Origin of the sequence: Mycolicibacterium parafortuitum, assembly GCF_002086815.1 — a bacterium.
GTDB classification, from domain to species: Bacteria; Actinomycetota; Actinomycetes; order Mycobacteriales; family Mycobacteriaceae; genus Mycobacterium; species Mycobacterium parafortuitum.
Map to the genome: position 1 here is coordinate 57,750 of NZ_MVID01000009.1, position 23,714 is coordinate 81,463.

Below are 23,714 nucleotides of genomic sequence, written 5' to 3' on the forward strand. Positions count from 1 at the left end.
CTCATCCCAGGATCGACCGCGCCGCTCGCTCGGCGATCAGCATGACCGGCGCGTTGGTGTTCCCCGAAGTGATGGTGGGCATCGCCGACGCGTCGATGACGCGTAGGCCCGCGACGCGGAACACGCGGCAGTCGGTGTCGAGCACCGTGGTCGCCGACCGCGGCACGCCGTGGGTGTCGAAGGCTCCCATCGCGCACGTGCCCACCGGGTGGAAGATGGTCGTCCCCAGTTCCCGGGCCGCGGCCTGCAGGTCGTCGTCGCTCTGCAGGTCCGGGCCGGGGAGCATCTCTTCGGGACGGTAGCGGGCCAGGGCCGGTGACGCCATGATCTGCCGGGTCATCCGGAGGCCGCGCACGGCGATCTCCCGGTCCGCGTCGGTGGACAGGTAGTTGCAGAGGATCCTCGGGTGGGCCAGCGGGTCCGCGTCCGCCATCCGCACATGGCCGCGCGAGGTGGGCCGCAGGTTGCAGACCGAGGGCGTTATCGCGCCGTATGGGTGCAGGGGATCGCCGAACTTAGGCAGTGACAAGGGCTGCACATGCCACTCGAGATCGGGGCTGCTCAGCGCGGGGTCACTTTTCGCGAATGCCCCCAAGGTGGACGGCGGCATCGTCAGCGGTCCCGATCGCAGCAGCAGATACTGCAGGCCCATGCCCGCCCGGGTGATCCAGTTGCGGTACAGCGTATTCACGGTGCGCGCCCCTCGAATCCGATAGACGGTTCGCAGCTGCAGGTGGTCCTGGAGGTTCTCGCCCACTCCGGGTAGGTCGACGGCCACCGGCACCTGATGCCGGGTGAGTAGGTCGGCCGGGCCCAGGCCGGAGACCTGCATCAGATGTGGTGAGCCGATCGCTCCCGCGCTCAGGAGTACCTCCCGGCGGGCTCGCACCGTGGCGATCTGACCGCCCTTCAACAGCCGCACCCCGGACGCGCGGTGCCGGGCCGTGGTCCAGGCGCCGCGACGCTGGTTGTCGCTGACCTGATCGTCCAGCAGCAGCCCCAACGCCTGGGTCTTGGTGTAGACGGTGAGATTGGGGCGGTGGGCGACGGGGTGCAGGAAGGCATCGGCCATCGACCAGCGTCGGCCGCGTTTCTGGTTGACGTGGAAGTACGCACTGCCGGAGTTGTCACCCCGGTTGAACTCCTCGATCGGCGCGATGCCCCACTGGGCGGCGGCGTCCTGCCAGGCGTCCAGGATCTTCCAGCGCACCCGCGGTCGCTCGACCCGGATCTCGCCGGCGCTGCCGTGCCAGTCGTCGGCGCCGCCGAAGTAGTTCTCCAACTCCTTGTAGATCGCCAGGGTCTGGCCCGGACGGTCCGGGCCTCCCCAGAGCCACCGGTCGTCACCGGTGGCCTGTGCCCACTGTTGGTAATCGCTGGCCTGCCCGCGCATGTGGATCATCGCGTTGATCGACGAACAACCGCCGATCACGCGGCCCCGCGCGTAGATGATGCTCCGCCCGGCCAGACCCGGGTCGGGTTCGGTGGTGAAGCACCAGTCTGTGCGGGGGTTGGCGATCGTGTACAGATAGCCCACCGGCACCTTGATCCAGAACCAGTCGTCCTTGCCGCCGGCTTCCACGAGGAGCACACGGTGAGCGGGGTTGGCGCTGAGCCGGTTGGCGAGCAGGCACCCCGCGCTGCCCGCGCCGACGATGACGTAGTCATATTCAGCGTCGTACTCGGCGCCGTATTCGGGCCTAGGGCTGGTTTCCGGCACCGTTCCTCCATTGCGCTCCGTTGCGCGTCCCAGTGTGCGCGATGACGGCCCGGTAGAGGAGTAACGCAGGTCGCGTGCCGCGGTCGTGACGCCCCGGCGCCGGCTGATCAGGCCAGTACGTCGCGGATGGCGGCATCCAGGAACTCGGCGAACCCGGCATCGTTGCCGGGGCTGGCGACGCAGTGCCCGAGCGGTGAATCGTAGGGCCGGAGCTCGGCGTTGGGCATCTGCACGACCTCGAGTTCGTTGTCCTCTGGCGGGAAGTACAGGTCCTGGGTGCACGGGATCAGGATGGCGCGCGCGGTGGTCGCTGCGAGCGCGGCGTGAAAGTCGCCGTGGTACAGCGGGTTTGCGCTGATATCGCTGTTCTTCCAACTCCAGATCTTGGCCAGCAGGTCGTGGGCGTCCCAGTTGTCGACGTGGTCGTGCTCCCAGTCGACCAGCAGGTCCTCGATCGTGTCGTAGCCGAGGGAGCGGAAGTGCCCGTCCCGGTAGAACGTCTGCGAGTACGCCCACCCGGCGTAGACCCGGGCGAACGCCTTCAAACCTCGGATCGGTGACCCGTGCTCCCAGAGTGGGTCCGCCCGCAGCGCCGCCTTGATGCCCTCCAGGAACACCACGTTGTGCGGTGAGGTCCTGGCCGAGGCGCAGAACGGGACGATCGCGCCGACCACGTCGGGATACATCGCGCCCCAGTGGTAGGCCTGACAACCCGCCATCGACCAGCCGGTCACGAGCGCGATCCGCTGCGCGCCGAGTTCCTCGAACAGCAGCCGGTGCTGGCACCGAACGTTGTCGTAGAGCGTCACGTGCGGGAATGCCGCGCCGTGTTGCGACGGAGCCGCGGTGGACGGCGAGGTGGACAGCCCGTTGCCGAACATGTTGACCGACACCACGAAATGGCGTGCGGGGTCGATGGCCCGCCCCGGACCGAAGAAGCCTTCATTGCGGATATGTGTTCCGGTGTAGAACGTGGGCAGGACGACGACGTTGTCGCCTGCCTCGTTCAGTCGACCGTAGGTTTCGTACGCCAGCACCGCATTCGACAGCGTCTCACCGCTGAGCAGGGGCACATCGCCGAGGTCGAAGTTCTTCATGGTCAGTAAAGGCGCAGATACTCTTCGACCTCCCAGTCGGTGACGGCCTGGTGATAGCGCTCCCACTCGTCGAGTTTGTACGCGACGTACGACTTGAGCATCGTCTGCCCCAGGACGCCCGCGATCAGCTCGTCCTTCTGGAGATGACTCACGGCGTCGAGCAGGTTTCGGGGGAGCCGGCGGATGCCCAATGCCTCACCCTCTTCCGCCGTCATGGAGTACAGGTCGCGGTCGGTGGGCTCGCCCGGGTCCGTTTCGGTGACGATGCCCTCGACGCTCCCCGCGAGCGTGCAGGCCAGGGCCAGATAGACGTTCATGCACATGTCGGCGGCGCGGTTCTCGATGCAGTAGCGGCTCTGCGGCAGACGGAACTGGGCGGCCCGGTTGTTGTGGCCGTAGGTGATGTTGGTGGGCGCCCAGGTGACCGTGCCGCCTTCGAGACCACCTACTCGGGGCACAAGCCCGTTGTAGGAGTTGACCGTTGGGCAGGTGATGGCGGTCAGCGCCTCGGAGTGGGCGAGCAGGCCGCCGACGGCGTAGCGGGACTCGTCGCTCCACCCGCCGCCGGGGCGTTCGAAGAGGTTCTCGTCGGGGGCATCGACGGAGCGCAGCGAGAAGTTGATGTGCGCACCCGAACGCCAGTCGCCCGTGGTGGGTTTCGGCATGAACGTGACGAACATGCCGTGCCGTTTGGCGACCTCTTTGAGCGCGAGACGCAGGAAGACCAGCCGGTCGGCCATCTCCAGCAGGTTCGTGTAGTGGAAGTCGAGTTCGAACTGGGAGTAGGCGCCCTCGGCCACCACGTCGTGCAGGTTCCAGCCCAACCCCTCGAGCATGTCCATCATGTCCTTGAGGAACGGCATCGCGTCCAGGGAGTGTTCGACGTCGTAGCCGTAGGCCTGCCGTCGCGGACGCAGACCACCGACCTGCTGGGGATCGGTGTCGAAAGCCTTGACCGGCCTGCCGTTCTCGTCGTAGCGCATGACGATGAACTCGGGCTCGATTCCGGCGTAGCCGACGTAACCTTGTTGCGCTGCTGCGTGAATGGTGCGTTTGAGTGCCTGGCGGGGACAGACGTTGTAGGGCTTGTCCTCCCAGAACAGGTCGGCGAAAATGATCGCGGTGCTGGTGTCCCACGGGCAGATATAGACCGCGTCCAGGTCGGGCACCGGGATCTGATCGGAGTCGGCCGCGGTCAGTTCCGGCACGAAGGACACCGAGTGCACGGCGAACTGCGGGCCCTTGCCCTTGCACAGCGCTTCGAAGTCGCTCATCGGCACGGGCTTGGTCTTCGGGACACCGAACAGGTCGATCCAGCACGACAGCACATACTTGACCCCGGCGGCTTCCAACTCGGCCCGAACGGCGGCGATCTTCGCGTCGTCGGGCAACGCCTCCGCCAAGGTTTCGGCGTAGTGCGGCGCGGTGCTGGTGTCGGGATCGAGCGTGCTCGTCATAGCTCACTTTCGACGCGGGGTTTCTTGTTGAGAGTCACCGTATCGCCAGATGAAACGGGTCGCATCTGGAAGCGGAGGGAAAACACCGACATACCGTTGTCGTGGCGGTGGCCGACGCTGAGGTCATGACTGAGAACCTGAACACGGTGGAGACAGACACGGCTGCTGCGGATGCGGGGCTGGCGGTGTGGTTGGAGATGTGGAACAGCGACAGTGCGATCGCACGTCGGATCTGCAGTGAGGATTTCCGGATTCACTTCTTGATCCCCGATTCCGACGGATCGAACCCTGGCGACGATGTGCTGGGCGCGCAGAGTTTCGTTCGGTTTCTGGATCGGTGGCGCGAGCGACATCCGGGTGTGGTCTTCACCGAGGTGGCGCGGGCGGTGGACGGTGCGCACGGGCGGATGCTGTGGAACATGCAAGCCGGGGACGTCGTTGCGGGTGGGATCGATGTCTTCGACTTCACAGAGGACGGGATGATCCGCGAGGTGTGGTCGGTGAACGGAACGCGCGCGCACCTGACTTGAGACCGGGAGACTTGAGCTCGTGAGGAGAGCCGAGCGGCTGTACGCGCTGGTGGATCTGCTGCGGGGGTCGCGCCGGCCGTTGTCGGCTGCGCGGCTCTCCGAGGAGTTCGACGTTTCCAAGCGCACGATTGAGCGCGATATCCAGTCGCTGCAGCTTGCGGGGGTTCCGATCTATGCCGACCACGGGGTGTCGGGCGGATACTCGATTCTGCGGGAGCACTCGTTGCCGCCGCTGAATCTCACGGTGCCGGAGTCACTGGCGGTGCTTGCCGGGCTTGGCTTGGTGGAGACCTCACCGTACGGTGCCGCGGCACGCCGGGCGCGGGCGAAGATCCTCGCAATCAGCCGCGAGGATCAGCTCGCGCCGATAGACGAGGCGTTGGCGTCGATGTTCGTCATCGACGCCCAGCCGCCGACCGAGGCAGCGGTCGCCCTGATTCCGGAGGCGATCGCCGCGCGCCGGGTCGTCCGGTTGAGCTATACCGCCAAAGACGGTGCGACCCACACCATCCGTGACGTAGAGGCGATGGGACTGCTGCGCGGAGGTGCCGCCTGGTTGTTCGTCGGGTGGTGCCGGCTGCGCGAAGGCATCCGCGGATTCCAGCTCGACCGCATCCGGCAGTTGGAGATCACCGATGAAGTGTTCCCCGAACGTGATTCGGCGGTCCTGGAGGCGGATCTGTCGCGGTGGAGCACGCGGCGGCTCGGGTGACCCGGGGTTATGCGACGCTGCTGATGATCGCGACGACCAGCCCGCCCAGCGTCAACACCCCGACGATCACTGCGGCGGCGATCGCCTGGCGACGCCGGCGCCGACGGGCACCGTCGACGGCCACCGCGAGGATGCCGAGGATCAACGCCGCGTAGACCGCCAGCCCCACCGTCAGCGCCGGCGCGGTGCTGGCCGCCAGTGTCACAGTGCGCATGGCGTGAGCCTACGACGGGCGCGGATTCGTCCGACGCTGAGCCGGCGGCAGACTGCGCACCTGCACTGTGCACTGACGGATGCGGGACACACCGGCACCGCGTGACCATCGGTTGAAGCTTCGATCAGCCATGCGACCGCCGAGGAGTCAACATGACGGCGCCATCCGTCGATCGTCCCGGCCGCAGCGGGCCGGGACTGTGCCCGCGATGATGCGGGCCGTCGGCGTCACCCGCTATGGCGGCCCCGAGGTGCTGGAACTCGTCGAGGTGCCCCGTCCAGACACCGGGCCGGGGAAGATCCGGGTCCGGGTGCACGCCGCGACGGTGAACCCCGGTGACACCCTGCTGCGCATCGGCGACCTCGACGAGGTGTTGCGCGCCGGCCCGCTGTACCCGCCGTACCGACCGGGTATGGAGGCGGCCGGCGTCGTCGACGAGATCGAACCCGGCGCCGCAACCGATCTCGCGGTCGGGGACCGGGTGATGACCGTCGTCATGCCGATCGACTCCACTGGGGGCGCCTACGCCGAGTATCTGGTCGTGGACACCGATCAGGTCACCCGCGCCCCGGCGGGCAGCACGCACTCCGAGGCCGCGACGCTACCGATGAACGGACTCACCGCCCGGCTTGCGCTCGACGTACTGGCGCTGGAGCCAGGGGAAACGGTGGCGGTCACCGGCGCCGCCGGCGCGGTCGGCGGATACGCCATCCAGTTGGCCAAGGCGGACGGGTTGCGGGTGATCGCCGACGCTGCAGAGTCCGACGAGGCGCTTGTCGCCGCGCTCGGCGCCGATCAAATCGTGGCGCGCGGTCCGGGAGTGGGGGAGCGCATCCGCCGATGGTGGCCGGGCGGCGTCGCCGCGGTAGTAGATGCGGCGCTACAGGGCCGCGAGGTGGTCCCGGCCCTGCGCGCCGGCGGCCAGATCGCCGCCGTCCGCGGCTGGGAACTGCCCGACCCCGCTGCGCTGGGCGCCGACCATCACATCACCGTCCGGGAGGTGTTCGTACCGGAATACACCCACGCCCACGACAAACTCGACGAACTGCGCAAGCTCGCCGAGGACGGGTCACTCACGCTGCGAGTGGCCCGCACGTATCCGGCGCACCAGGCCGCCGAGGCGCATCGAGCCCTCGAAGCCGGCGGCATCCGCGGACGCCTCGTCCTCACCTTCGACTGACAGGAGATCCCTCATGGCACTCGCCAACAAGGTTTGGTTCATCACCGGATCCTCTCGTGGCTTCGGACGCGCCCTGGTCCAGGCCGCCCTGGCCGCCGGCGACCTGGTCGCAGCGACCGCACGTCGCCCCGAGCAGGTCGCCGATCTGGGACGCGAACACCCGGACCGGTTTGTGGCGCTGCCCCTCGACGTCACCGACCGTGCTGCCGTCGACCGGGCCGTCGCGGCTGCCGCGGAGCGGTTCGGCCGGATCGACGTGGTGGTCAACAATGCCGGCTACGCCGATGTCGCACCGATCGAAACCGGCGCTGAGGAGAACTTCCGCGCCCAATTCGAAACCAACTTCTGGGGCGTCTACCACGTCTCGCGAGCAGCGATTCCGGTGCTGCGGGGCCAGGGTGGGGGGCTGGTCATCCAGTTCTCCTCGATGGGCGGACGTGTCGGCGGCTCGCCGGGTATCGCCTCGTATCAGGCCGCCAAGTTCGCCATCGACGGGTTTTCCCGGGTGCTGCAGGCCGAGACCGAGCCGTTCGGCATCAAGGTGCTCGTCGTGGAACCCAGCGGCTTCGCCACCGACTGGGCCGGCTCCTCGATGGCCGTCGAGGACATCCCCGACGTCTACACCGACACCGTCGGGGCGATGTCGGAGGTCCGGCGCAGCGCGGCCGTCACCGCCGGGGATCCGGTCCGGGCCGCCGAGATTCTGGTGCGTCTGGCCCGGCACACCGACATCCCGTATCACCTGCCCCTCGGGGTGAACGCCGTGGAGGGATCCATCCGCCAGGACGAGTTTCTGCTCGGCGAGGACCGCAGGTGGGCCGCGGTGGGCCGGTCGGCGGACTTCGGCGAACCGTACCCGGTCGACTTTCCGGCCGCCTGAGATGTCTGCCCCGGTTACGTCAGCACTTGGGGAAGTTGGCTGCGGGAGCTGATCCCGAGCTTGGTGAACACCTTGCGCAGGTGGTACTGGACCGTGCGGGCACTGATGAAAAGCCGGGCGCCGATCTCCGGGTTGGACAGCCCGTCGCGGGCCAGCCGGGCCACTTGTTCCTCCTGTGCGGTCAGCGCCGCGCCTCCGACGGCGGAGGGTTCATCGGCCGCGACACCGTAACCGGTGGCCCGCAGTTCACGTCCGGCACGCTCAGCGAAGGCCTGCATCCCCATCGCGATGAACATGTCATGCGCGGTCTGTAACTCGGTGCGGGCCTCGCCGCGCCGGCGCTGCCGCCGCAGCCATTCGCCGTACACCAAGTGCGCGCGGGCCAGTTCGGTACGGATCCGGGTGCGGCCGAGCCGATCGATGGCCTCGACGTACAAGCGTTCGGCCGCAGCATCGTCGGCAAGTAACGCCCGCACCCGCGCCTCGGAGCCCAGCGCCCAGTCCGTCCCGCTCGACCGGCTGATCTCGCTGAATCGACGCAATGCGGATTCGGCCTCGTCCTGCAGACCCAACCGAGCTGCCGCCTCGACCAGTTCGGTGAAGGCCCAGTTGGCTGAGCTCAGCCCTGCCGGATACTCGATGGCTTGACGCGCTGCGTCGAGTGCGGCCTGGAAGTCACCGAAACCGTTGTGCAGCAGCGCTGTTGCCCACATCGCCACCGAGATGCCGTTGCCCTCGCCTCGAGCGGTGACCTCCGAGATGGTGCGCGAGCTCAATGCCAGGGCGGTGTCGCGGGCTCCGCGCAGCGCCGCGAGGCCGAGCGCGGCGTAGGGCGCGATGGTGCTCTTGACGGCGTCCTGGGCCGTCGCCAGTTCCTCGACCAACGCTGCGGCAGCGGATAACTCGCCGGTGAACATGGTCATGAAAGCATGCGTGTTCAGCGCCAGCGGGATATCGCTCAGGATGCCCGCGACCCGCACATAATCGACGTAGCCGCTGGACATCTCATGCCAGCGCCGGTCATCCCAGGCCCGGAGCGCAGCGACGGTGGCCAGCCAGGCGCACCGGCGTCCTTCCCACTCTGGGACATCCCCTTCGGCAGCGTCCAATGCCCGGTTCAGGGCCGGTAGGGCCGCGGCGTGACCGTGCGTGAAGAACTCGACCAGCCAGTCCAGCAGCAGATCTCGTAACTGCGGCGCGCCCGGGGGACGTGGCGCGTCCGCCGCGGATCGCGCGATCTCCTCGGCGTCGGCGCCGACGGACAATCGGCCCGCGAACATCGCCGCGGTGAAGGCCTCGATGTAGGTGGTGCGGCACAGGTCGGTGTCGATCGCCCGCAGCCCCTCGGCGGCCTTCAGTAACAGCGGGGGAGCGTCACTGCCGCGCTGGGAGACGAAAGCGATCCGTGCCTGCAGCAGATCTGCCCGTGCCCACTGCAGGTCGCTGAGATGTTCGGAGCGGGCCAGCGCCAACAGATCGACCGCGGCGTCGAACGCCCCGGCCTCGGCCTTGGCCTCCGCCGCGGCCAGCACCCGTTCCGCGCGTTTGTCCCGGTCGGCGGTCACTGCCGCCGCCCGCTCCAGGAAGGCCGCCGCCGCGCTCACCCCGCCGCGGCGGTGCGCGCGGTCAGCCGATTGTTCGAGCGCGACGGCGACATCCTCGTCAGGCCCCGTCGCCGCATGCGCCAGATGCCAAGCGCGACGGTCGGAATCATGTTCGGGGTCGGTCGCTTCGGCCAGTGCTCGATGCACCCGCCGGCGGTCCTGTGCAGTGCCTGCCCGGTAGGCCGCCGAGCGCACCAGGGGGTGCCGGAATCGCACCCAGGTGCCGAATCCGGCCAGGTCGGCCTCGACCGCGGGCACCGCCGACTCGGCGGAGATCTCGAGGAGTTCGGCGGCCCGCCAGACCAGGGCGGCATCGCCGGTCGGCTCGGCCGCGGCGAGTAGCAACAGCAGCCGGGACGGTCGCGGCAAGCCGGCGATGCGTGCCCCGAACGCGGGCTCCACACCCGTCGAAATCCCCGCGGCCCCAAAGAATCCGAATCCGCCGGCAAGGTCCTCGGCGGTCATCTGCCGGGGCAGTTCCAGCAGCGCCAGCGGGTTACCCATGGTTTCGGCGACGATCCTGTCGCGCACCCGCACGTCGAGTGGACCGATCAGCGCCGCCTCGAGCAGTGCCCGCGCGTCAGGAGCGTGCAGGCCGCGGATGACCAGCGTCGGCAGTCCGGACACCGCGTCGGTCGGTTCCCGGGCTGCGAACACCACCGCCACCGATTCCGCACCCAACCGCCGGGCCACGAAAGCCAGCACCTGCGCCGAGGCCCGGTCGAGCCACTGCTCGTCGTCGACGAGACAGATCAGCGGTCGTTCGGCGGCGACGTTCGAGAATAGGTTCAACACCGCCAGGCCGACCAGGAAGCGGTCCGGCACCGGGCCTTCGGCGATCCCGAGTGCAGTGCCGAGGGCGTCGCGTTGCGGCGCCGGCAATCTCCCGAGGTGGTCCAGGAACGGCTGACACAGCTGGTGCACGCCGGCGAAGGCCAATTCCATCTCGGCTTGCACACCGGCCGTACGCACCACCTGGAACCCGTCGGCGGCCCGCGCGAGATGGTCCAGCAGCGCAGTCTTGCCGATGCCGGGTTCGCCGCGCAGCACCAATGCCCGGCTCTCTCCGGCGCGCAACGCGTCGACGATGCCGTCGACGACCGCGCATTCGTCGCGGCGTCCGATCAGCTCGTCGTTCGCTGCCAAGCGGGCCCCCTGTGTCAGAAGTCATCCCACGTGCACGTCCAGGCCCATATGATGCCCCACGATCCGCCCCGGAGGCCATTGCCGTGGAGCCGAATAGCTCGGGCTTCGAGGTCTACTGCAACGGCTCGGGCGTAAAGGTGGCGTCGATGCCACCCACGGTCATCGTCACCTGACCTTCCATCACCATGACCTGCGCCGAGACTCGGCGATCGACACTCTGGGCCAGTTGTTGCACCGGCGCGTGCGGAATCTGCACGACAGACAGATTGGGCACGCCCGACACTTTGGGCCCCACGGTGCGCCACCAGGTGGCCACGCCGGCGGCGAAGGGGAACAGCAGCACCTGGTCGGCCTTACTGGCCGCCTTGCCCAAGACCCGTTCGTCGGGCTGGCCGACGACGATCCACTCCAGGATCCGCTCCGTGTAGTCCGAGAGCCTCAAGTCCGGTACGCCGGGGGTGGAAAGGCCTGCCCCGAACGCCAACTCACCGTCGACTTCGCCGAGCCGGTGGGCGCGCAAACCAAAAGCCAACAACCGCACCACCATCCGCTCATCTGTCTCACTGGGGTGACGAGCCACGGTCAGTGCGTGATCGGCGTAGTAACCGTGGTCGACGTCGGAGACGCCGAGTTCGACTTTGAACACTGTCGCGGAAAGGGCCACGCCCTAGTGTCCACTCTGGTGACGCTGACCATGTGATCAGGCCGCGGCAGGGGATACTGGCCGCGGACCGGCATGCACACAGACAGGGACACAACATGACCTCAGCACGCAATGTCGATGTCCACCATGGTCGGGCCTGGGTTGACCCGCAGCAGACGGTTCGTATCGGCTATACCGTGGCCACTCCACCGCAGCCCACCAAGACGGTCGTGCTGCTCCACGGGGCCCCCCAGACCCGCTACGAGTGGCGCAAGGTCATGATGCCACTGGCCGCCGCCGGATATCGGGTGATCATGCCGGACTACCGCGGCGCCGGCGCATCTGACAAACCTCGTGACGGATACGACAAGTGGACGATGGCCGGTGACATTCACAGCCTGGTGCGCGAGACCCTGAGCGTGGCGGAGCCCATCTCGCTCGTCGGCCACGACCTGGGGTCGATGCTGGCTCTGAGTTTCGCGCTGCGGTTCCGCGAGGATGTCGTGAGCGCCACCTTCATGGAGGCTCCGCTGCCGGGCACGGCCTACTACGAGTGGCGAGTGACTCAGAAGTCGGCGTGGCAGTTCGCCTTTCACGCCAACCCGGACATCGCGGTGTACCTCACGCACGGACGTGAACGTTGGTACATCAGCCGGTTCTTCGACGAACTGGCCTACCAGCCGGATGCGATCTCCAATGATGACCTTGACGTGTACGCCCGCGCGTACGAAGCGCCAGGAGCCATGCGCGCGATGTGTGAGATCTACCGGGAACTCGACCGCGACGCCGCCGACAACCGCACCGCGCTGGGGGAACACGGCAAGCTCACCATCCCGGTGTTGGCTTCCGGAGGTGCATCCGGCCCACTCGCGCACAACTTCCGGGCGATGTGTGCAGAGGTCGCTGAGCTGGTCACAGATCACCTTGTCCCGGACTGCGGCCACTGGGTAGCCGAGGAGCAGCCGGAGTACTTCACCAGGATGTTCTGCGAGTTCGACGCGGCCGCCCGGAGCGCAGGCGGACATCATTCCAAAACAACACAAGCCGACCAATGGAGCGGCGGCAGGCAGGCGGGCGGGTCGTAATTCGTGCAATACGATCGGCGATCGCCGCATTTGACAACCTTCGATGCATCGAACACGATCGATCGAAGTTGTCGATCAAAGGAACGCGGATGTCTGGGCCGCCTGTCGTGGCGATCGGCGCGCAGCCGCCGACTTTGGCCGACGCGCATCTGTCGTTCCTGCCGGAGATGCGTGTCGCATTCGACCCGACTCCGCAGCCGTCGGGCGCCCGGGCAGACGCCCGGCAACCATTGCCGTTGTCACTCATTCCTATTGGTGGATGACTCCGGCTGAGAGGAACACGGCCGTCGGAGCAGCCCGGGGACGGTTCTGGGTGTTGTCCACGCTGTGCGTCACCGAGATCACCAGCTGGGGCGTGCTCTACTACGCCTTCACAGTGCTGGCCCCGCAGATCAGCGCCGACACCGGATGGCCGGCACCTGCGGTCACCGCGGCCTTCTCGGCAGGGTTGGTGACCTCGGCGGTGGTGGGCATCGCAGTCGGGCGCTGGCTGGACCGGATCGGTCCCCGGTGGATCATGACGGGCGGCTCGGTACTGGGCTCGATCTCGGTTGTTGCCGTGGCCGCCGCGCCCGATCTCCGATGGTTCGCGGTGGCCTGGATCCTCGCGGGCGTTTCGATGAGCGCCGTTTTCTACGCGCCCGCTTTCGCGGCACTGACTCGATTCTTCGGCCCAGACGCGGTTCGTGCGCTGACGATTCTGACCCTGGTAGCCGGGTTCGCCAGCACTGTTTTCGCGCCGCTGACTGCGGTACTGTCCGAGTATCTGAGCTGGCGGCACACCTATGTGGTCTTGGCCGGCGTTCTGGCGGTCATCACGGTTCCGGCACACTTTGTCGGATTGCGGCGTCCGTGGCCCGCGGTCAGCGTGGAGCACAACGTCGAGCCACCAACCCGCACCACGCGCAGTGGGGCTTTTCTGGCGTTGGTGGCTGCCTTTGCGCTCTCGGGTTTGGCTTCGTACGCGGTGATCGCCAACCTAGTGCCGTTGATGAACCAGCGGGGGATCAGCACCAGCGCTGCCGCCCTCGCTCTGGGCCTTGGCGGCGCCGGACAAGTGCTGGGCCGCCTCGGTTACCAGTTTCTGGTGCGCCGGATCGGCGTCGTGCCCCGGACCGTGCTCATCATGGCGGGAGTTGCGACCACTACCGCTGTGCTGGGTGTGTTCACCTCGTATGCGGCACTAGTGGCGGTCGCGATCGGGGCAGGTGTGATGCGCGGGGTGTTGACGCTGCTGCAAGCCACCGCAGTTCCGGAGCGCTGGGGCGCAATCCATTACGGCCATTTGAGCGCCTACCTCAACGCCCCGATCATGATCGCGACAGCGGTGGGTCCTTTCGTCGGCGCGGCACTGGCGAGTCTCCTCGGCGGTTACGCCGCGATGTTCCTCGCCCTGGGTGTGATCGCTTCAGCGGGAGCGCTGATGGCGGTCGCCACAAAGCCGCGGACTCTCGGTCCGGCGTGAGCCGTCCAGCCTCAGGGAGGGCTCGGTCCCAATTCAGCGGCCACCGCGTCGAACGCGCGTAGCGTGTCGGCGAACATCCGGGGGTCGCCGGCGTCGTCCTGGGTCGACACCTTGACGGCGATCATGTCGGCGGCCCGGTTGATGTAGATCATCTGCCCGCGCATGCCCTGACACAGGGCGACGGTGTTACCGGGATGGGGAAACCACACCTGATTGCGGTACATCCCGCCCGGCAGGTCGTTGCCGCCAGGCCCGGCCGCGAATGCCTGCCTGGAGTCGGGACCACCTTGCAGGGTGTCGGTGATCCACGCGGCCGGAATCACCTGCTCGCCGGTCATCGACACGCCCTCGCGGAGGAACAGCGAACCGAACCGGATGAGGTCGGTCAGGCACGCGCTGACACCCCCGTCGAAGAACCCGGTACCGGCGGCGTCGACGGCCAGGGAGGCGTCGCATTCGGCGCCGGTGCGGCTCCACAACAGCCCGGACATCAGTTGCGGCATCGGCTGCCCGGTGGCGGCCTCGCAGATCCAGCCGAGCACGTCGGTCTCACACGAGCGGTATTCGAAGGGACCGCCGTGTGGCGATTTCTGCTGAAGGGTGAGGAGAAAGTCGTAGAGCGTCGCCGGCACATCCGGACTCGTTCTGGGCGCCCATCCGACTGCCTGGTCGAGCAGGTGCACCTCCGCGGTGGGATGCATGTAGTCGTCGCTGAACGCGATCCCCGACCTCATGTCCAGCAGGTGCCGCACCGTCGCCCCGGAGTATCCGCAATCGTTCAGGGCGGAAACGTAAGCCGTGACGGGGGCGTCCACGTCGATCACGCCCGCGCCGTGCAGGGCGCCGGCGACCACACCGATCAGCGACTTGCTCACCGAGAACAGCAGGTGCCGGGTGTGCGGGGCGAAGCCGTCGAAGTACTCCTCGGTGAGCAGCGCTCCATGCTGGGCGAGGGCCCATCCGTCGGTGGTGGTGCGGGCCAGCACCTCTCCGACTGTCACCGGCGCACCGGCGCTGTCGGTGAGGCGGATGTCGGCGAGCGGCACCTCCACGAGGACCAGCCGGGCAATATCCCCGGTGCCGCGCGGGATCACGGCGGTGGGTACGAAGTCATCGACGTGCTGCAACGACCAGTGCGCATAGGGCTGCGTCAGCCAGTTGGCCAGCGAGATACTCGCCGGGGCGCCGGTCATGCTCGTGCGACGAGTCGCGACACCATCGGGTTGGTCGATACCAGCGGTATCGACCTCAACTGTGCTTTCAGGCCGAAAATCCAGCGCCTGCACCGCTCGGTGAGCTGATAATCCTCGGTCTGTAGATGCCCACGGGTCACAAGGACGCCGAGTTGCGCTCCGGCGCAACGGATCTCACCGGGCGCGGCGACGCGCATGTAGAAGGCTTCGGACTCGTTGAGCAGGGTCGCCCAGTCGTTGCCTGGCCGGGCGAACGAAACCCCGCCTTCCTCGTGGAGGCGCCACACCCCGGTGCGGGGAGTGGAGGTGAAGATCTCCACGTCCGGAGAGGTCTCCGAGATGATCAACTGGGCGTCCAACTGTCCGCCATGCCGCATAGGCGCGTCACATGTTGATCGCAAACAACTTTTCTGCGTTTCGGAAGGCGATTTTCTCCTTGGTCTCACGGGGCAGATCTACAGCCCGAAACCAGTCGGTTCCTTCCTTCATATTCGCAAACGGATAGTCGGTCGCAAACATCACCCGGTCAACATTGATGTACTTCAGCAGGAGGTCGAGCAATTCATCTTGAAAGAATGCGCTGGTTGTGAACCAGAAGTTGTCATCGAAGTACTTGCCGATCGGTTTATTCAGAGAACGTTCGGTCGAATCTCCCAAATCCTCCACGATCCGCTCGTAGTAGAACGGAAGACCCTCGCCCATGTGGCCGACGATCATCTGCAGTCCAGGGAATCTGTCGAAGACCCCGGTCAGGATCAATCGCAGGCTTTGAGTAAGCACCTCTTGGTGCCAACCATATCCTGAGCCACTGAAAATGTAATCCTGATACTGATCGTTGTATCCTGGGCGCTCGATACCGTAGTAGATATCGAAGACCTGCTTCGGCGGAAAGCCCGGGTGTAGGTATATCGGAACATCAAGTGCCTCGGCACGTGCCAGAACGGGCTCAAAATCCCGGTGGTCAAGAAATTTGTTACCAACGAACCCATTCGTCATGGCGCCTACGAAGCCGTCTTCGCGGACAGCGCGTTCCAGTTCGTCCGCAGAGGCCTCAGGGTCCTGCAGAGGCAGGGTCGCATAGGCTTGGTAGCGTCCCGGATGGGTGGCCATCGGGCCGCTGGCGATCATCTTGTTGAGACGATACGCAAAATCGTTGCCCTCTTGACCGACGAGATTCTGCACGCCCGGTGTATGTGCTGAAAGAACTTGAACATTTATTCTCGCCTCATCCATTGCGGCGATGCGGCTGGGCCCGAGTTCGGCAAGGCCAATTTCCTTGAGGTACTCGGTATGATCATCGTTAATCGCGTTCAGGGCAATCAGCTCATCGGTGGTATAGGTCTCTTCCGTGGCGATGAAAGGTAGGTCTTGGTCCCGCGCGGAAACATGTGAAGGCTCTCGCGTTGACTCATTGGCGCCGGCGGCACATGCCGATAATCCGGCACCAACGCCGAATGCGGCGGCGCCGATCATAAAATTGCGGCGTCTTGTCGAAAATTCCTGCAGGGGTTGTATGCTCGTCCTCATATCAGCCTGCTCCGACGTTGCGTTGTCCAATTCGGTACAGCCCTTTCGCTTGAAACGGGTTTCGCTGACAATGTGGCTACCAAAACACGGGGCATAGACCACAGGATGCCCCTCAAAAATTCGAGTGTCGCGGGGGATGACCTCCCGATTGAGTAGGGAAAACCGCTGATTTCTTCACGTACCGGGGTGGGTGTCGCATGCCGGGTAACGCGGGAACGCGAGATGAAGCCGAGCGGGCGACAGGGCATTGCCGGATCTTGCGCGGGAAGCGAGACCCGTTGGGCAACAGGGCTATTCGGCTTAGTTTGGTTGACGCAGCGTATTCGAGTGCAGCACCGCCCCGAATGTGTCAACAGGGAAACCGTTGTTCGCGCGCCCTCGGCCGCCACCGTGATACCGCAAGTTGGGTGAACCCCGTCGGAGGCTGCATGCAATTCATCAGCAAATGTTTGGGGGTATATCCCTGGTCCACTGCGGGGAGCCTGCTGCGGCCCAGATCTTCGGATTTGGCCAATCTCGGCTGATCGCATACAGTGCTGGCAACCTTGATAACTCGGGTTATGGCCAGTCTGATGGCCGAAATCACAGTGTGGCAATAGATGAGTCGCTTGCCACACGCACAATATGTCAGCGCCGGGTCGACGTGCGGTCGTTCCCGCCCTGACGCATACAGCAAACCTCTCGGTCTGGCTGCGCCGCGCTCGCGGCTGCCCAAATGTCGGCAGTTGCCCGCTGCCTTCGCTCGCCACCGAGGGGAGGGGCCGTGTCCGACCCGGCCCCGCATGTTCAACGCGTAGAGAAGTGAGCAGGACCATGCCAAGAACCGGCCGCCCCACGACGATGTTCCGTCGCCGCAAGCACTCGACAGCACTTGTCACGGCCCTCCTCGTGGCCGCTGGTCTCGGCGGCGTGTCTGTGCTTTTGGCGCCGACGCACCGGCATGCGGAGATCGCCGTGGAGCACGGCTCAGCCGACGCCGCGGAGGTGGCACCCCAAGCCGCTGCGCCGGAGAAGCCGACTGTCGTGGCCGCAGCACCGGTGGTCGCGCTCCGCCCGCCGGTGGTCGTGGTGACCAAGGAATCCGACGCCCACGACATCGTGAAGGCCATCGTCAGCCACGGCCGGTACGCGGGGTTGACCGACGACCAGATCACGACCGTCATCGCTACCGCCAAGATCGAGTCCAGCTTCCGTCCGGCGGTGTCGGGCGGGGTGCAGGCCTATGGCGGTCGGGGGACCGCCGCTGACGAGGTCATCGGGTTGTTCCAGGAGAAGGCCAGCTTCGGCACTGTCGCCGAACGTCAGGATCCGAACTCCGCGATCACCCGGTTCATCACCCGGTTCCTCGAGGCGTACCGCAAGCACGGCATCACAGGCGACCATGTGCAGGCGGCGACGCTGGCGCAGAACCCGCAACTACTCAAGCGCAATCGGGGGGTCGGGACGCAGTACTACCGGACGATCCAGGCCGCATTGGGCGACGCCGCCGGCCTCCACCGGCAGGCACTCGACGCACTGCGCCCGATCGCCTGACGGCAGACCGATTCATCGAGGGATCCTCGGGCGCACGCATCATTGAGGGGACCCTCGTGGTACCCCTCCTCTCAGGATCTCCTCGGTGCCTGGCGTGCTGTTTAGCGTTGAGAGGGAAGCGGTGAACCGGAGCGCGAGAAAGGCGACACGTGGTAGTAACCCAATTGGCGACGCACACAGAACTTTTCGATTTGAACGGCAAGCGCGCCCTCGTCACCGGTGGCACGAGGGGCATCGGGATGATGATCGCGCGGGGGCTTGCGCAGGCCGGGGCCCGCGTGGCGATCAGCTCGCGCAACGCAGACGCATGCGCTCAGGCGCAGGAACAGCTCTCCCGATACGGCGACGTCTGGGCGGTCCCCGCCGATTTGTCCCGGCACGCGGAATGCGAACGCCTCGCGGACCTCGTCACGGCCGACTCCGAGTGCCTCGACATCCTCGTCAACAATGCAGGTGCCATGTGGGACGAGCCCTTGGAGACGTTTCCCGACGCGGCCTGGGACACCGTCATCGACCTCAACCTGAAGTCGCCGTTCTGGCTGGTGCAAGCGCTGCTGCCGGCCCTACGCAACTCGGGGACCGTCGACGATCCAGCGCGGGTCATCAACATCGGCAGCATCGCCGCCATCCACATCCCCCAGCGTCCCAACTACTCGTACTCCAGCAGCAAGGCTGCACTACACCAACTCACCCGGGTGCTCGCCAAGGAACTCGGTCCGCAGCACATCACGGTGAACGCGGTGGCACCGGGACCGTTCCCGTCGACGATGATGGCCACCACCCTCGACGAATTCGGTGAAGCGATCGCAGCGTCGGCTCCGCTACTACGGATCGGCCGCGACGACGACATGGCGGGGGTCGCGGTCTTCCTCGCCAGCCGGGCCGGGGCTTACCTGACCGGGACCATCATCCCCGTCGACGGCGGGATCGCCACGACGGCGTGACCCCCGGGGGTACTGGCGCTACCTCCCTTCCCGTGCGGTGCAGGCCTACGGTGAGGGGATGGACTCCACGCTTGATCTGCGCACCGAGATCCGAGAGTTTCTGAGGTCACGTCGCGCCCGCATCGCGCCAGAGATGGCCGGCCTTCCCTCCTACGGCGGGAAACGTCGCGTCGAAGGTCTGCGGCGCGAGGAGGTTGCCCTCCTTGCCGGGGTGTCGGTCGAGTATTACGTACGGATTGAGCGCGGCAGCCTGGCCGGCACCTCCGAGGCCGTGCTCGACGCACTCGCGACGGCGTTGCAGCTCGACGACGCGGAGCGTGATCACTTGGTGCATCTGGCGCGGCAATCCGGAGCATCCGCCGGCCGACGGCGCTGCGCACCTCCGACGACGGTACGCCGGGCGCTGCAAGAGATGCTCGACGCCATCACCGGAGCGCCGGCGTTGATCCGCAACGGTCGCCACGACGTGCTCGCCATGAATCACCTCGGTCGCGCACTGTATGCCCCGGTGCTGGCAGACTCCCGACGGCCCGCCAACACCGCGCGGTTCGTGTACTTGGACGCCGGCGCGGCCGAAAAGTTCTTCGTTGACTACGACCAGGTAGCGCGAAACACCGCGGCGGTGCTGCGCATGGAGCTGGGCATTCATCCCCACGACGATGAGCTCATCGCCTTGGTTGGCGAATTGGCAACGCACAGCGAGCTATTCCGGAAGAATTGGGCGTCACAGGACGTGCGGGTGCATGGATATGGGAGCAAGCAGGTGAACCATCCGGTGGTGGGTCGGCTCGATCTGAACTTCGAGTCCATGGATCTGCCGACCGACCCCGGCCTGCATTTGAACATCTATACCGCACCCGCAGGATCGGCGTCCGCCGACAATCTGGCCCTGTTGGCGTCGTGGGCGAGCTAAGAGAAAAGTCACCTCTGGGCGTCGCGCCGCCACGGGATAGCCGAATTGGAACGGGCCGAGGCTTGACAAGACTGGTGACGTCACCGTCCACCTACTCGTCTGACACAGTTGAAGGGCACAGCAACACGACAGGAGACCACCAATGTCCGTCACCGTTTTGCTCGAGCTGAGGTTCAAGCCCGAATCCCTCGCCGATGCCCGCGACGTGTTCGTGCGCGAACTGCAGAAGACACGATCGTTCCAGGGAGCGTTGACGGTCGAGGTGCTTGTCGACGAGGACGACGAGGCGCACTGGGTCATCTACGAAGTCTGGGAGAGCGTCGCCGACGACGAGGCATATCGTGCCTTCCGCGCCGGCGAGGGCAAGATCGTCGACCTGCCGCCGCTACTGGCCGCACCCCCGGTCAAGACCCGGTACGTCACTACCGACGTCTGACCGCCGGCGCGGGCGCCGCCTCGACGTGAGAGGGCCGATGTGGAACTCAGGGTCGGGGAGCAGGGCGCCTGGTTCGTTTCCTCAGGGAACCAGGCAGTTACGTGTGCGGGCGGGGCCGCGGTGCACCGCTGTGGGAAAAGTCGGCTGAATGCAGGACATTCGCGAATATCAGCGGCCGAACATGTTCACCGGGTCTCGCCGCGTGAGCGCGACCGGGATGGCCCGGTCAGTTCCCGGTGGAATCCTGAGCAGCCTGCTCCGGCGCTCCGCGCTGCATGCGCTAACAGTGCGGCCTGCGAGGCGCGACTGAGCCAGACAATCCAAATCCGTTGCCGGCGTGCGCAATTTCGCCAGAATCGCATGGCCTGAATCTGTCGGTCGGGCCAGGGGAGCGGGCGGTGGTAACCGGGCGTCCTGCTCGCACCCGTTCGTTCAGCCAACGTCCGGGTGCGGGTGCCCGCACATGGGCGCTCAAACCCCTCCCTAGGGGTGTAGTGCGCTACCCCCCGACGGTGGTCCACTGAGTGCGCGCTGAGAGCACCGGGTCGACAGGGAAGGGCGCCGAGAACCCATCTCAGCGATGCCGGACCTCGCGAGGGCACCGCCATGATCACTTGCCGAGTAATGCACGACGCGCTTCGGCGCGGCCGACACTCACCTGGCCGGATTATGTTGTGCAACAACAGTTTCAGAATAGTCTGGACTCAATCCAGAAGTATTGACGTTTGTGTTGAAAAGCCGCGGGGTACGCCCTGCTCAGCATAGGAGGTACATCGAAATGCCCAATTGGATATGGATACTGGTCGCGATCGCCGTCGTGATCGTGATCGCGGCGGTGGCGTTTATCGCCACTCGGGGTCGACGCGACTCCGACCGGCTCAAGCAGCGCTTCGGTCCCGAGTACGACCGTACGGTGTCCGAGGCCGGCGACGAGAGGGCTGCCGAGAAGGAGCTCATCGCGCGGGAGCGCAAGCGGGACAAGCTCGACATCCGGCCCCTGAGCCCCGCGGCGCTGGACGGCTTCGCCAACCGGTGGAGGGCCGTACAGACCGCGTTCGTCGATCATCCGTCGAGCGCGGTGGGGGAAGCCGATCTGCTCGTCACGGAGGTGATGCGGGAGCGTGGCTATCCGGTGGACGACTTCGACCGCCGGGCCGCCGACATCTCGGTCGACCACCCCACGGTGGTCGCGGATTATCGCGCAGCACACGACATCCACCTCGCGCAGCAGAAGGGGGACGTCGGCACCGAGCAGCAGCGTCAGGCATTCGTGCACTACCGCGCACTGTTTACGAAGTTGCTCGAATCGGAGAAGGACAATTCACAGGAGGCACGCGCATGACCGCCCACGATCAGCACACCGATTACGACCCCACGCGGAGGGATCTCGACGCGGCGACGGCACAGCATCCCGCCGACCGGCAGGACTATCCCACCGATCAGGGCGCCGCACCGGGGTACGACCAGAACTCCGGCTACGCCGATCGGTCAGCGGGCCTTGGCGCTCGTTCCCCGTCGGAGCCGCCGTTGACTGAGACGGTGGCCCCACCGAGTGGGGAGCGTCTCGCCCAGCCGACGGACGAGCGTATGAGCCGTTCGGCGAACGACCCGACGACCGGGCCGACCGGCGACCACCTCTCGCAGCAGGGACGGGCTACCGATCCGTCAGCCGTCCAGGGCGTGTCATCGAGTACGGCCACCACCGACGCGGCGGGCGGAAGCTCGTCGGCGACGGGGGAGGAACTCTTCGGCGACGATGAGAGGGTGGGACTTCGCGCCCGGTGGGACAGCGTCCAGGCCAGCTTCGTCGACGACCCGAAGGAATGCGTGCAAAAGGCCGACGGCCTGGTCTCCGATGTCGTCGACCAACTGACGTCCAGTTTCGCCCATGCCCGTTCACGTCTCGAGGGGCAATGGGCCCGCGGCCAGGAGGCATCGACCGAAGATCTGCGGATCGCGCTGAAGCGGTACCGGGAATTCTTCGACCGCCTGCTGTCCGTCTGACTCCACGCCATTGCGGCGCCGGCCTCCGCCCGACGGCGGGGCCGGTGCCCGTTGTCGAGGGTGCGTCCGGGTCGGTCATCGCGTGTACACCGCGGCCTTCAGTTCGGTAGTGCAGTCTGCGCGGCACCTAGTGCGAAGGCGGCATAAGCGTTGACACGCATCCGATTTCCTAACCAGAGAGGCCGGCCAGGTGGCCGTCGGTCTCCGCCCGCCAGGGCCACGATCAGGCCTGGTTCAAGTGAGAAGGCCGGCGAACAGGCGTACCGCACTGTCGGGCGTGTCAGGTCCGAAAAACTGTTCCAGATTGCTTGCGCTGCGTCGGGCCGCCTCAGCGGCGCGCGGGAAAAGCGCGTCCTCATACGCCGACAACGCTTCCTCAATGTGGCCGCGGCACGCGATCATCTGTGCGGCCAGCGCTGCGCCGTCGAACATCGCGAGGTTGGCGCCCTCGCCGGCGAACGGTGACATCAGATGCGCGGCGTCGCCGATCAGCGTCACGCCCGGCAGCCGCTTCCAGCGATGCGTCGTGGGTAGCGCATAGATGGGACGCAGCACTGGATCCTGGATGTTGTCGGACACCAATGAGGAGAGTGCAGGCGTCCAATCCTCGAAGCGCTGCCCGATAAATGCTCGCATGGTCGCTGGGCCGCCGATGTCGACAGATTCAACGAGGTTGAGTGGTGCGATGATGGCGACGTAGCCGCTGAGCGTGTTGTTGGTGTTGTGGTGAGCGAGAATGCCCTGACCGGGCGCTAGCGCCATGAGCGTGCCGCGACCGATAAGCGCTGCGCCTTCACGAGACAGCAACTGTCCATGGGCAGAACCAATCTCGATGAAGCAGGTGCCCGTGTAGACCGGATCGACGCCGGAGACGCTCCGGCGCACTTTCGACCACGCGCCGTCAGCACCCACGACGAGGTCGGCTGCAGTCGATGAGCCGTCGGCGAAGTTCACCTGAGGGCGCTGGCCCGGAGCGGTGGTCACCCTGCTCACCTTCCGTCCCCAGCGGATGGTGCCTATAGGCAGCGAGGCAATCAACATGCGGCGAAGATCGCCGCGGTCCACCTCAGGGCGGGTGCCGAGGCTGCTTCCCGGCCAATCGAACAAGATGGTGCCGTCGCGTCCGGCGATACGTTTGGCGTCGTGACCTGGACGGATGAGGGCCTGGAAGTCTTCGAACAACACCGCGTCGCGCAGCGCCGCCTGTCCAGTGTGTGGGTGGATGTCGAGCAGGCCGCCCTGAACACGCGCGGCGTCAGATTCTTCAGCGTCGTAAACGGTAGTGGCGACGCCGTGGACGTGCAGAGTGCGGGCCAGTGTGAGGCCTCCAAGTCCAGCCCCAACGATGACTATCAACGACATCAGGCGCTCCCCGGCTACGGCACGACACATGTCGAGCTCCGATGAAAAGACGCTGGGCGGCTGAGACCT

The 23,714-nt window shown here is 66.3% G+C and carries 21 protein-coding genes and 1 pseudogene; 12 read left to right on the forward strand and 10 right to left on the reverse strand.

Annotation, left to right across the window (positions count from 1 at the left end):
* Nucleotide 1: 1 nt before the first annotated feature.
* The 3 genes from BST38_RS12550 to BST38_RS12560 form a co-directional block, all read right to left on the reverse strand.
* On the reverse strand, nt 2-1,720 hold the full coding sequence (locus BST38_RS12550) for a GMC family oxidoreductase (protein WP_083143638.1): 1,719 nt from the start codon (nt 1,718-1,720) through the stop codon (nt 2-4).
* A 107-nt stretch (nt 1,721-1,827) separates the two neighbouring features.
* Nucleotides 1,828-2,817, reverse strand: coding sequence for an alpha/beta fold hydrolase (locus BST38_RS12555; protein ID WP_083143639.1), 990 nt, complete (start codon nt 2,815-2,817; stop codon nt 1,828-1,830).
* Nucleotides 2,818-2,819: 2 nt separating this feature from the next.
* Entirely contained in the window at nt 2,820-4,274 is a 1,455-nt protein-coding gene (locus tag BST38_RS12560) for a glutamine synthetase family protein (RefSeq protein ID WP_083143640.1), read from the reverse strand.
* A gap of 125 nt (nt 4,275-4,399) precedes the next feature.
* Here BST38_RS12560 and BST38_RS12565 point away from each other — a divergent pair, with 125 nt between their 5' ends.
* Nucleotides 4,400-4,804, forward strand: a complete 405-nt coding sequence (locus BST38_RS12565) for a nuclear transport factor 2 family protein (RefSeq protein ID WP_083143751.1) — start codon at nt 4,400-4,402, stop codon at nt 4,802-4,804.
* A 19-nt stretch (nt 4,805-4,823) separates the two neighbouring features.
* The gene (locus BST38_RS12570; protein ID WP_083143641.1) at nt 4,824-5,516 is read left to right on the forward strand and encodes a helix-turn-helix transcriptional regulator; all 693 of its coding nucleotides are present in this window, start codon (nt 4,824-4,826) and stop codon (nt 5,514-5,516) included.
* Between the two features lie 7 nt (nt 5,517-5,523).
* On the opposite strand, the gene BST38_RS12575 is transcribed toward BST38_RS12570, so the two are convergent.
* A complete protein-coding gene (locus BST38_RS12575; protein ID WP_083143642.1) occupies nt 5,524-5,730 on the reverse strand; it encodes a hypothetical protein in 207 nt (68 codons plus the stop codon).
* A 211-nt stretch (nt 5,731-5,941) separates the two neighbouring features.
* Here BST38_RS12575 and BST38_RS12580 point away from each other — a divergent pair, with 211 nt between their 5' ends.
* Entirely contained in the window at nt 5,942-6,910 is a 969-nt protein-coding gene (locus BST38_RS12580) for an NADP-dependent oxidoreductase (protein ID WP_083143752.1), read from the forward strand.
* A gap of 13 nt (nt 6,911-6,923) precedes the next feature.
* Complete coding sequence (locus BST38_RS12585) at nt 6,924-7,790, forward strand: SDR family NAD(P)-dependent oxidoreductase (protein WP_083143643.1); 867 nt, start codon at nt 6,924-6,926, stop codon at nt 7,788-7,790.
* Between the two features lie 14 nt (nt 7,791-7,804).
* Here BST38_RS12585 and BST38_RS12590 read toward each other — a convergent pair whose 3' ends face one another.
* Together BST38_RS12590 and BST38_RS12595 are read right to left on the reverse strand one after the other, a co-directional pair.
* Nucleotides 7,805-10,540 carry an ATP-binding protein gene (locus BST38_RS12590; RefSeq protein ID WP_207569354.1) on the reverse strand — a complete coding sequence of 912 codons (2,736 nt, stop codon included), beginning with the start codon at nt 10,538-10,540 and terminating at the stop codon, nt 7,805-7,807.
* A 112-nt stretch (nt 10,541-10,652) separates the two neighbouring features.
* Nucleotides 10,653-11,204, reverse strand: coding sequence for a YaeQ family protein (locus tag BST38_RS12595; protein WP_083143645.1), 552 nt, complete (start codon nt 11,202-11,204; stop codon nt 10,653-10,655).
* A gap of 32 nt (nt 11,205-11,236) precedes the next feature.
* Here BST38_RS12595 and BST38_RS12600 point away from each other — a divergent pair, with 32 nt between their 5' ends.
* The gene (locus tag BST38_RS12600) at nt 11,237-12,268 is read left to right on the forward strand and encodes an alpha/beta fold hydrolase (protein WP_133057222.1); all 1,032 of its coding nucleotides are present in this window, start codon (nt 11,237-11,239) and stop codon (nt 12,266-12,268) included.
* A gap of 259 nt (nt 12,269-12,527) precedes the next feature.
* Entirely contained in the window at nt 12,528-13,733 is a 1,206-nt protein-coding gene (locus tag BST38_RS12605; RefSeq protein WP_083143647.1) for an MFS transporter, read from the forward strand.
* An 11-nt stretch (nt 13,734-13,744) separates the two neighbouring features.
* Here BST38_RS12605 and BST38_RS12610 read toward each other — a convergent pair whose 3' ends face one another.
* The 3 genes and pseudogenes from BST38_RS12610 to BST38_RS12620 form a co-directional block, all read right to left on the reverse strand.
* Complete coding sequence (locus BST38_RS12610; RefSeq protein ID WP_083143648.1) at nt 13,745-14,926, reverse strand: serine hydrolase domain-containing protein; 1,182 nt, start codon at nt 14,924-14,926, stop codon at nt 13,745-13,747.
* A pseudogene (locus BST38_RS12615) lies at nt 14,923-15,276 on the reverse strand (biotin carboxylase); the annotation flags it as partial. The gene BST38_RS12610 and the pseudogene BST38_RS12615, both read right to left, overlap by 4 nt.
* A 34-nt stretch (nt 15,277-15,310) precedes the next feature.
* Entirely contained in the window at nt 15,311-16,555 is a 1,245-nt protein-coding gene (locus BST38_RS12620; RefSeq protein WP_207569355.1) for an amidohydrolase family protein, read from the reverse strand.
* Between the two features lie 807 nt (nt 16,556-17,362).
* On the opposite strand from BST38_RS12620, the gene BST38_RS12625 reads away from it, so the two are divergent.
* The 6 genes from BST38_RS12625 (at nt 17,363) to BST38_RS29845 (ending at nt 22,283) form a co-directional block, all read left to right on the forward strand.
* Nucleotides 17,363-17,986 carry a hypothetical protein gene (locus BST38_RS12625; RefSeq protein ID WP_237160772.1) on the forward strand — a complete coding sequence of 208 codons (624 nt, stop codon included), beginning with the start codon at nt 17,363-17,365 and terminating at the stop codon, nt 17,984-17,986.
* A gap of 149 nt (nt 17,987-18,135) precedes the next feature.
* Nucleotides 18,136-18,930: an SDR family oxidoreductase gene (locus tag BST38_RS12630; RefSeq protein ID WP_083143650.1), complete on the forward strand. Its 795-nt coding sequence runs from the start codon at nt 18,136-18,138 to the stop codon at nt 18,928-18,930.
* Nucleotides 18,931-18,988: 58 nt separating this feature from the next.
* Nucleotides 18,989-19,843 (forward strand): helix-turn-helix transcriptional regulator, encoded by an 855-nt coding sequence (locus tag BST38_RS12635; protein WP_083143754.1) that lies wholly within the window; start codon nt 18,989-18,991, stop codon nt 19,841-19,843.
* Between the two features lie 142 nt (nt 19,844-19,985).
* Nucleotides 19,986-20,279 carry a putative quinol monooxygenase gene (locus BST38_RS12640; protein ID WP_083143651.1) on the forward strand — a complete coding sequence of 98 codons (294 nt, stop codon included), beginning with the start codon at nt 19,986-19,988 and terminating at the stop codon, nt 20,277-20,279.
* A gap of 778 nt (nt 20,280-21,057) precedes the next feature.
* Nucleotides 21,058-21,621 (forward strand): hypothetical protein, encoded by a 564-nt coding sequence (locus BST38_RS12645; RefSeq protein ID WP_083143652.1) that lies wholly within the window; start codon nt 21,058-21,060, stop codon nt 21,619-21,621.
* A 185-nt stretch (nt 21,622-21,806) separates the two neighbouring features.
* Nucleotides 21,807-22,283, forward strand: a complete 477-nt coding sequence (locus BST38_RS29845) for a hypothetical protein (RefSeq protein WP_420872573.1) — start codon at nt 21,807-21,809, stop codon at nt 22,281-22,283.
* A gap of 234 nt (nt 22,284-22,517) precedes the next feature.
* On the opposite strand, the gene BST38_RS12655 is transcribed toward BST38_RS29845, so the two are convergent.
* Complete coding sequence (locus tag BST38_RS12655; RefSeq protein ID WP_083143653.1) at nt 22,518-23,645, reverse strand: FAD-dependent oxidoreductase; 1,128 nt, start codon at nt 23,643-23,645, stop codon at nt 22,518-22,520.
* Between the last annotated feature and the right edge of the window lie 69 nt (nt 23,646-23,714).

What these genes read in the sequence shown, in the direction of transcription:
- BST38_RS12555 (WP_083143639.1), bottom strand. Translation starts at nt 2,817, where the DNA reads ATGAAGAACTTCGACCTCGGCGATGTGCCCCTGCTCAGCGGTGAGACG.
- BST38_RS12560 (WP_083143640.1), bottom strand. Translation starts at nt 4,274, where the DNA reads ATGACGAGCACGCTCGATCCCGACACCAGCACCGCGCCGCACTACGCC.
- BST38_RS12565 (WP_083143751.1), top strand. Translation starts at nt 4,400, where the DNA reads ATGACTGAGAACCTGAACACGGTGGAGACAGACACGGCTGCTGCGGAT.
- BST38_RS12575 (WP_083143642.1), bottom strand. Translation starts at nt 5,730, where the DNA reads ATGCGCACTGTGACACTGGCGGCCAGCACCGCGCCGGCGCTGACGGTG.
- BST38_RS12580 (WP_083143752.1), top strand. Translation starts at nt 5,942, where the DNA reads ATGCGGGCCGTCGGCGTCACCCGCTATGGCGGCCCCGAGGTGCTGGAA.
- BST38_RS12585 (WP_083143643.1), top strand. Translation starts at nt 6,924, where the DNA reads ATGGCACTCGCCAACAAGGTTTGGTTCATCACCGGATCCTCTCGTGGC.
- BST38_RS12605 (WP_083143647.1), top strand. Translation starts at nt 12,528, where the DNA reads ATGACTCCGGCTGAGAGGAACACGGCCGTCGGAGCAGCCCGGGGACGG.
- BST38_RS12610 (WP_083143648.1), bottom strand. Translation starts at nt 14,926, where the DNA reads ATGACCGGCGCCCCGGCGAGTATCTCGCTGGCCAACTGGCTGACGCAG.
- BST38_RS12635 (WP_083143754.1), top strand. Translation starts at nt 18,989, where the DNA reads ATGGACTCCACGCTTGATCTGCGCACCGAGATCCGAGAGTTTCTGAGG.
- BST38_RS12640 (WP_083143651.1), top strand. Translation starts at nt 19,986, where the DNA reads ATGTCCGTCACCGTTTTGCTCGAGCTGAGGTTCAAGCCCGAATCCCTC.
- BST38_RS12645 (WP_083143652.1), top strand. Translation starts at nt 21,058, where the DNA reads ATGCCCAATTGGATATGGATACTGGTCGCGATCGCCGTCGTGATCGTG.
- BST38_RS12655 (WP_083143653.1), bottom strand. Translation starts at nt 23,645, where the DNA reads ATGTCGTTGATAGTCATCGTTGGGGCTGGACTTGGAGGCCTCACACTG.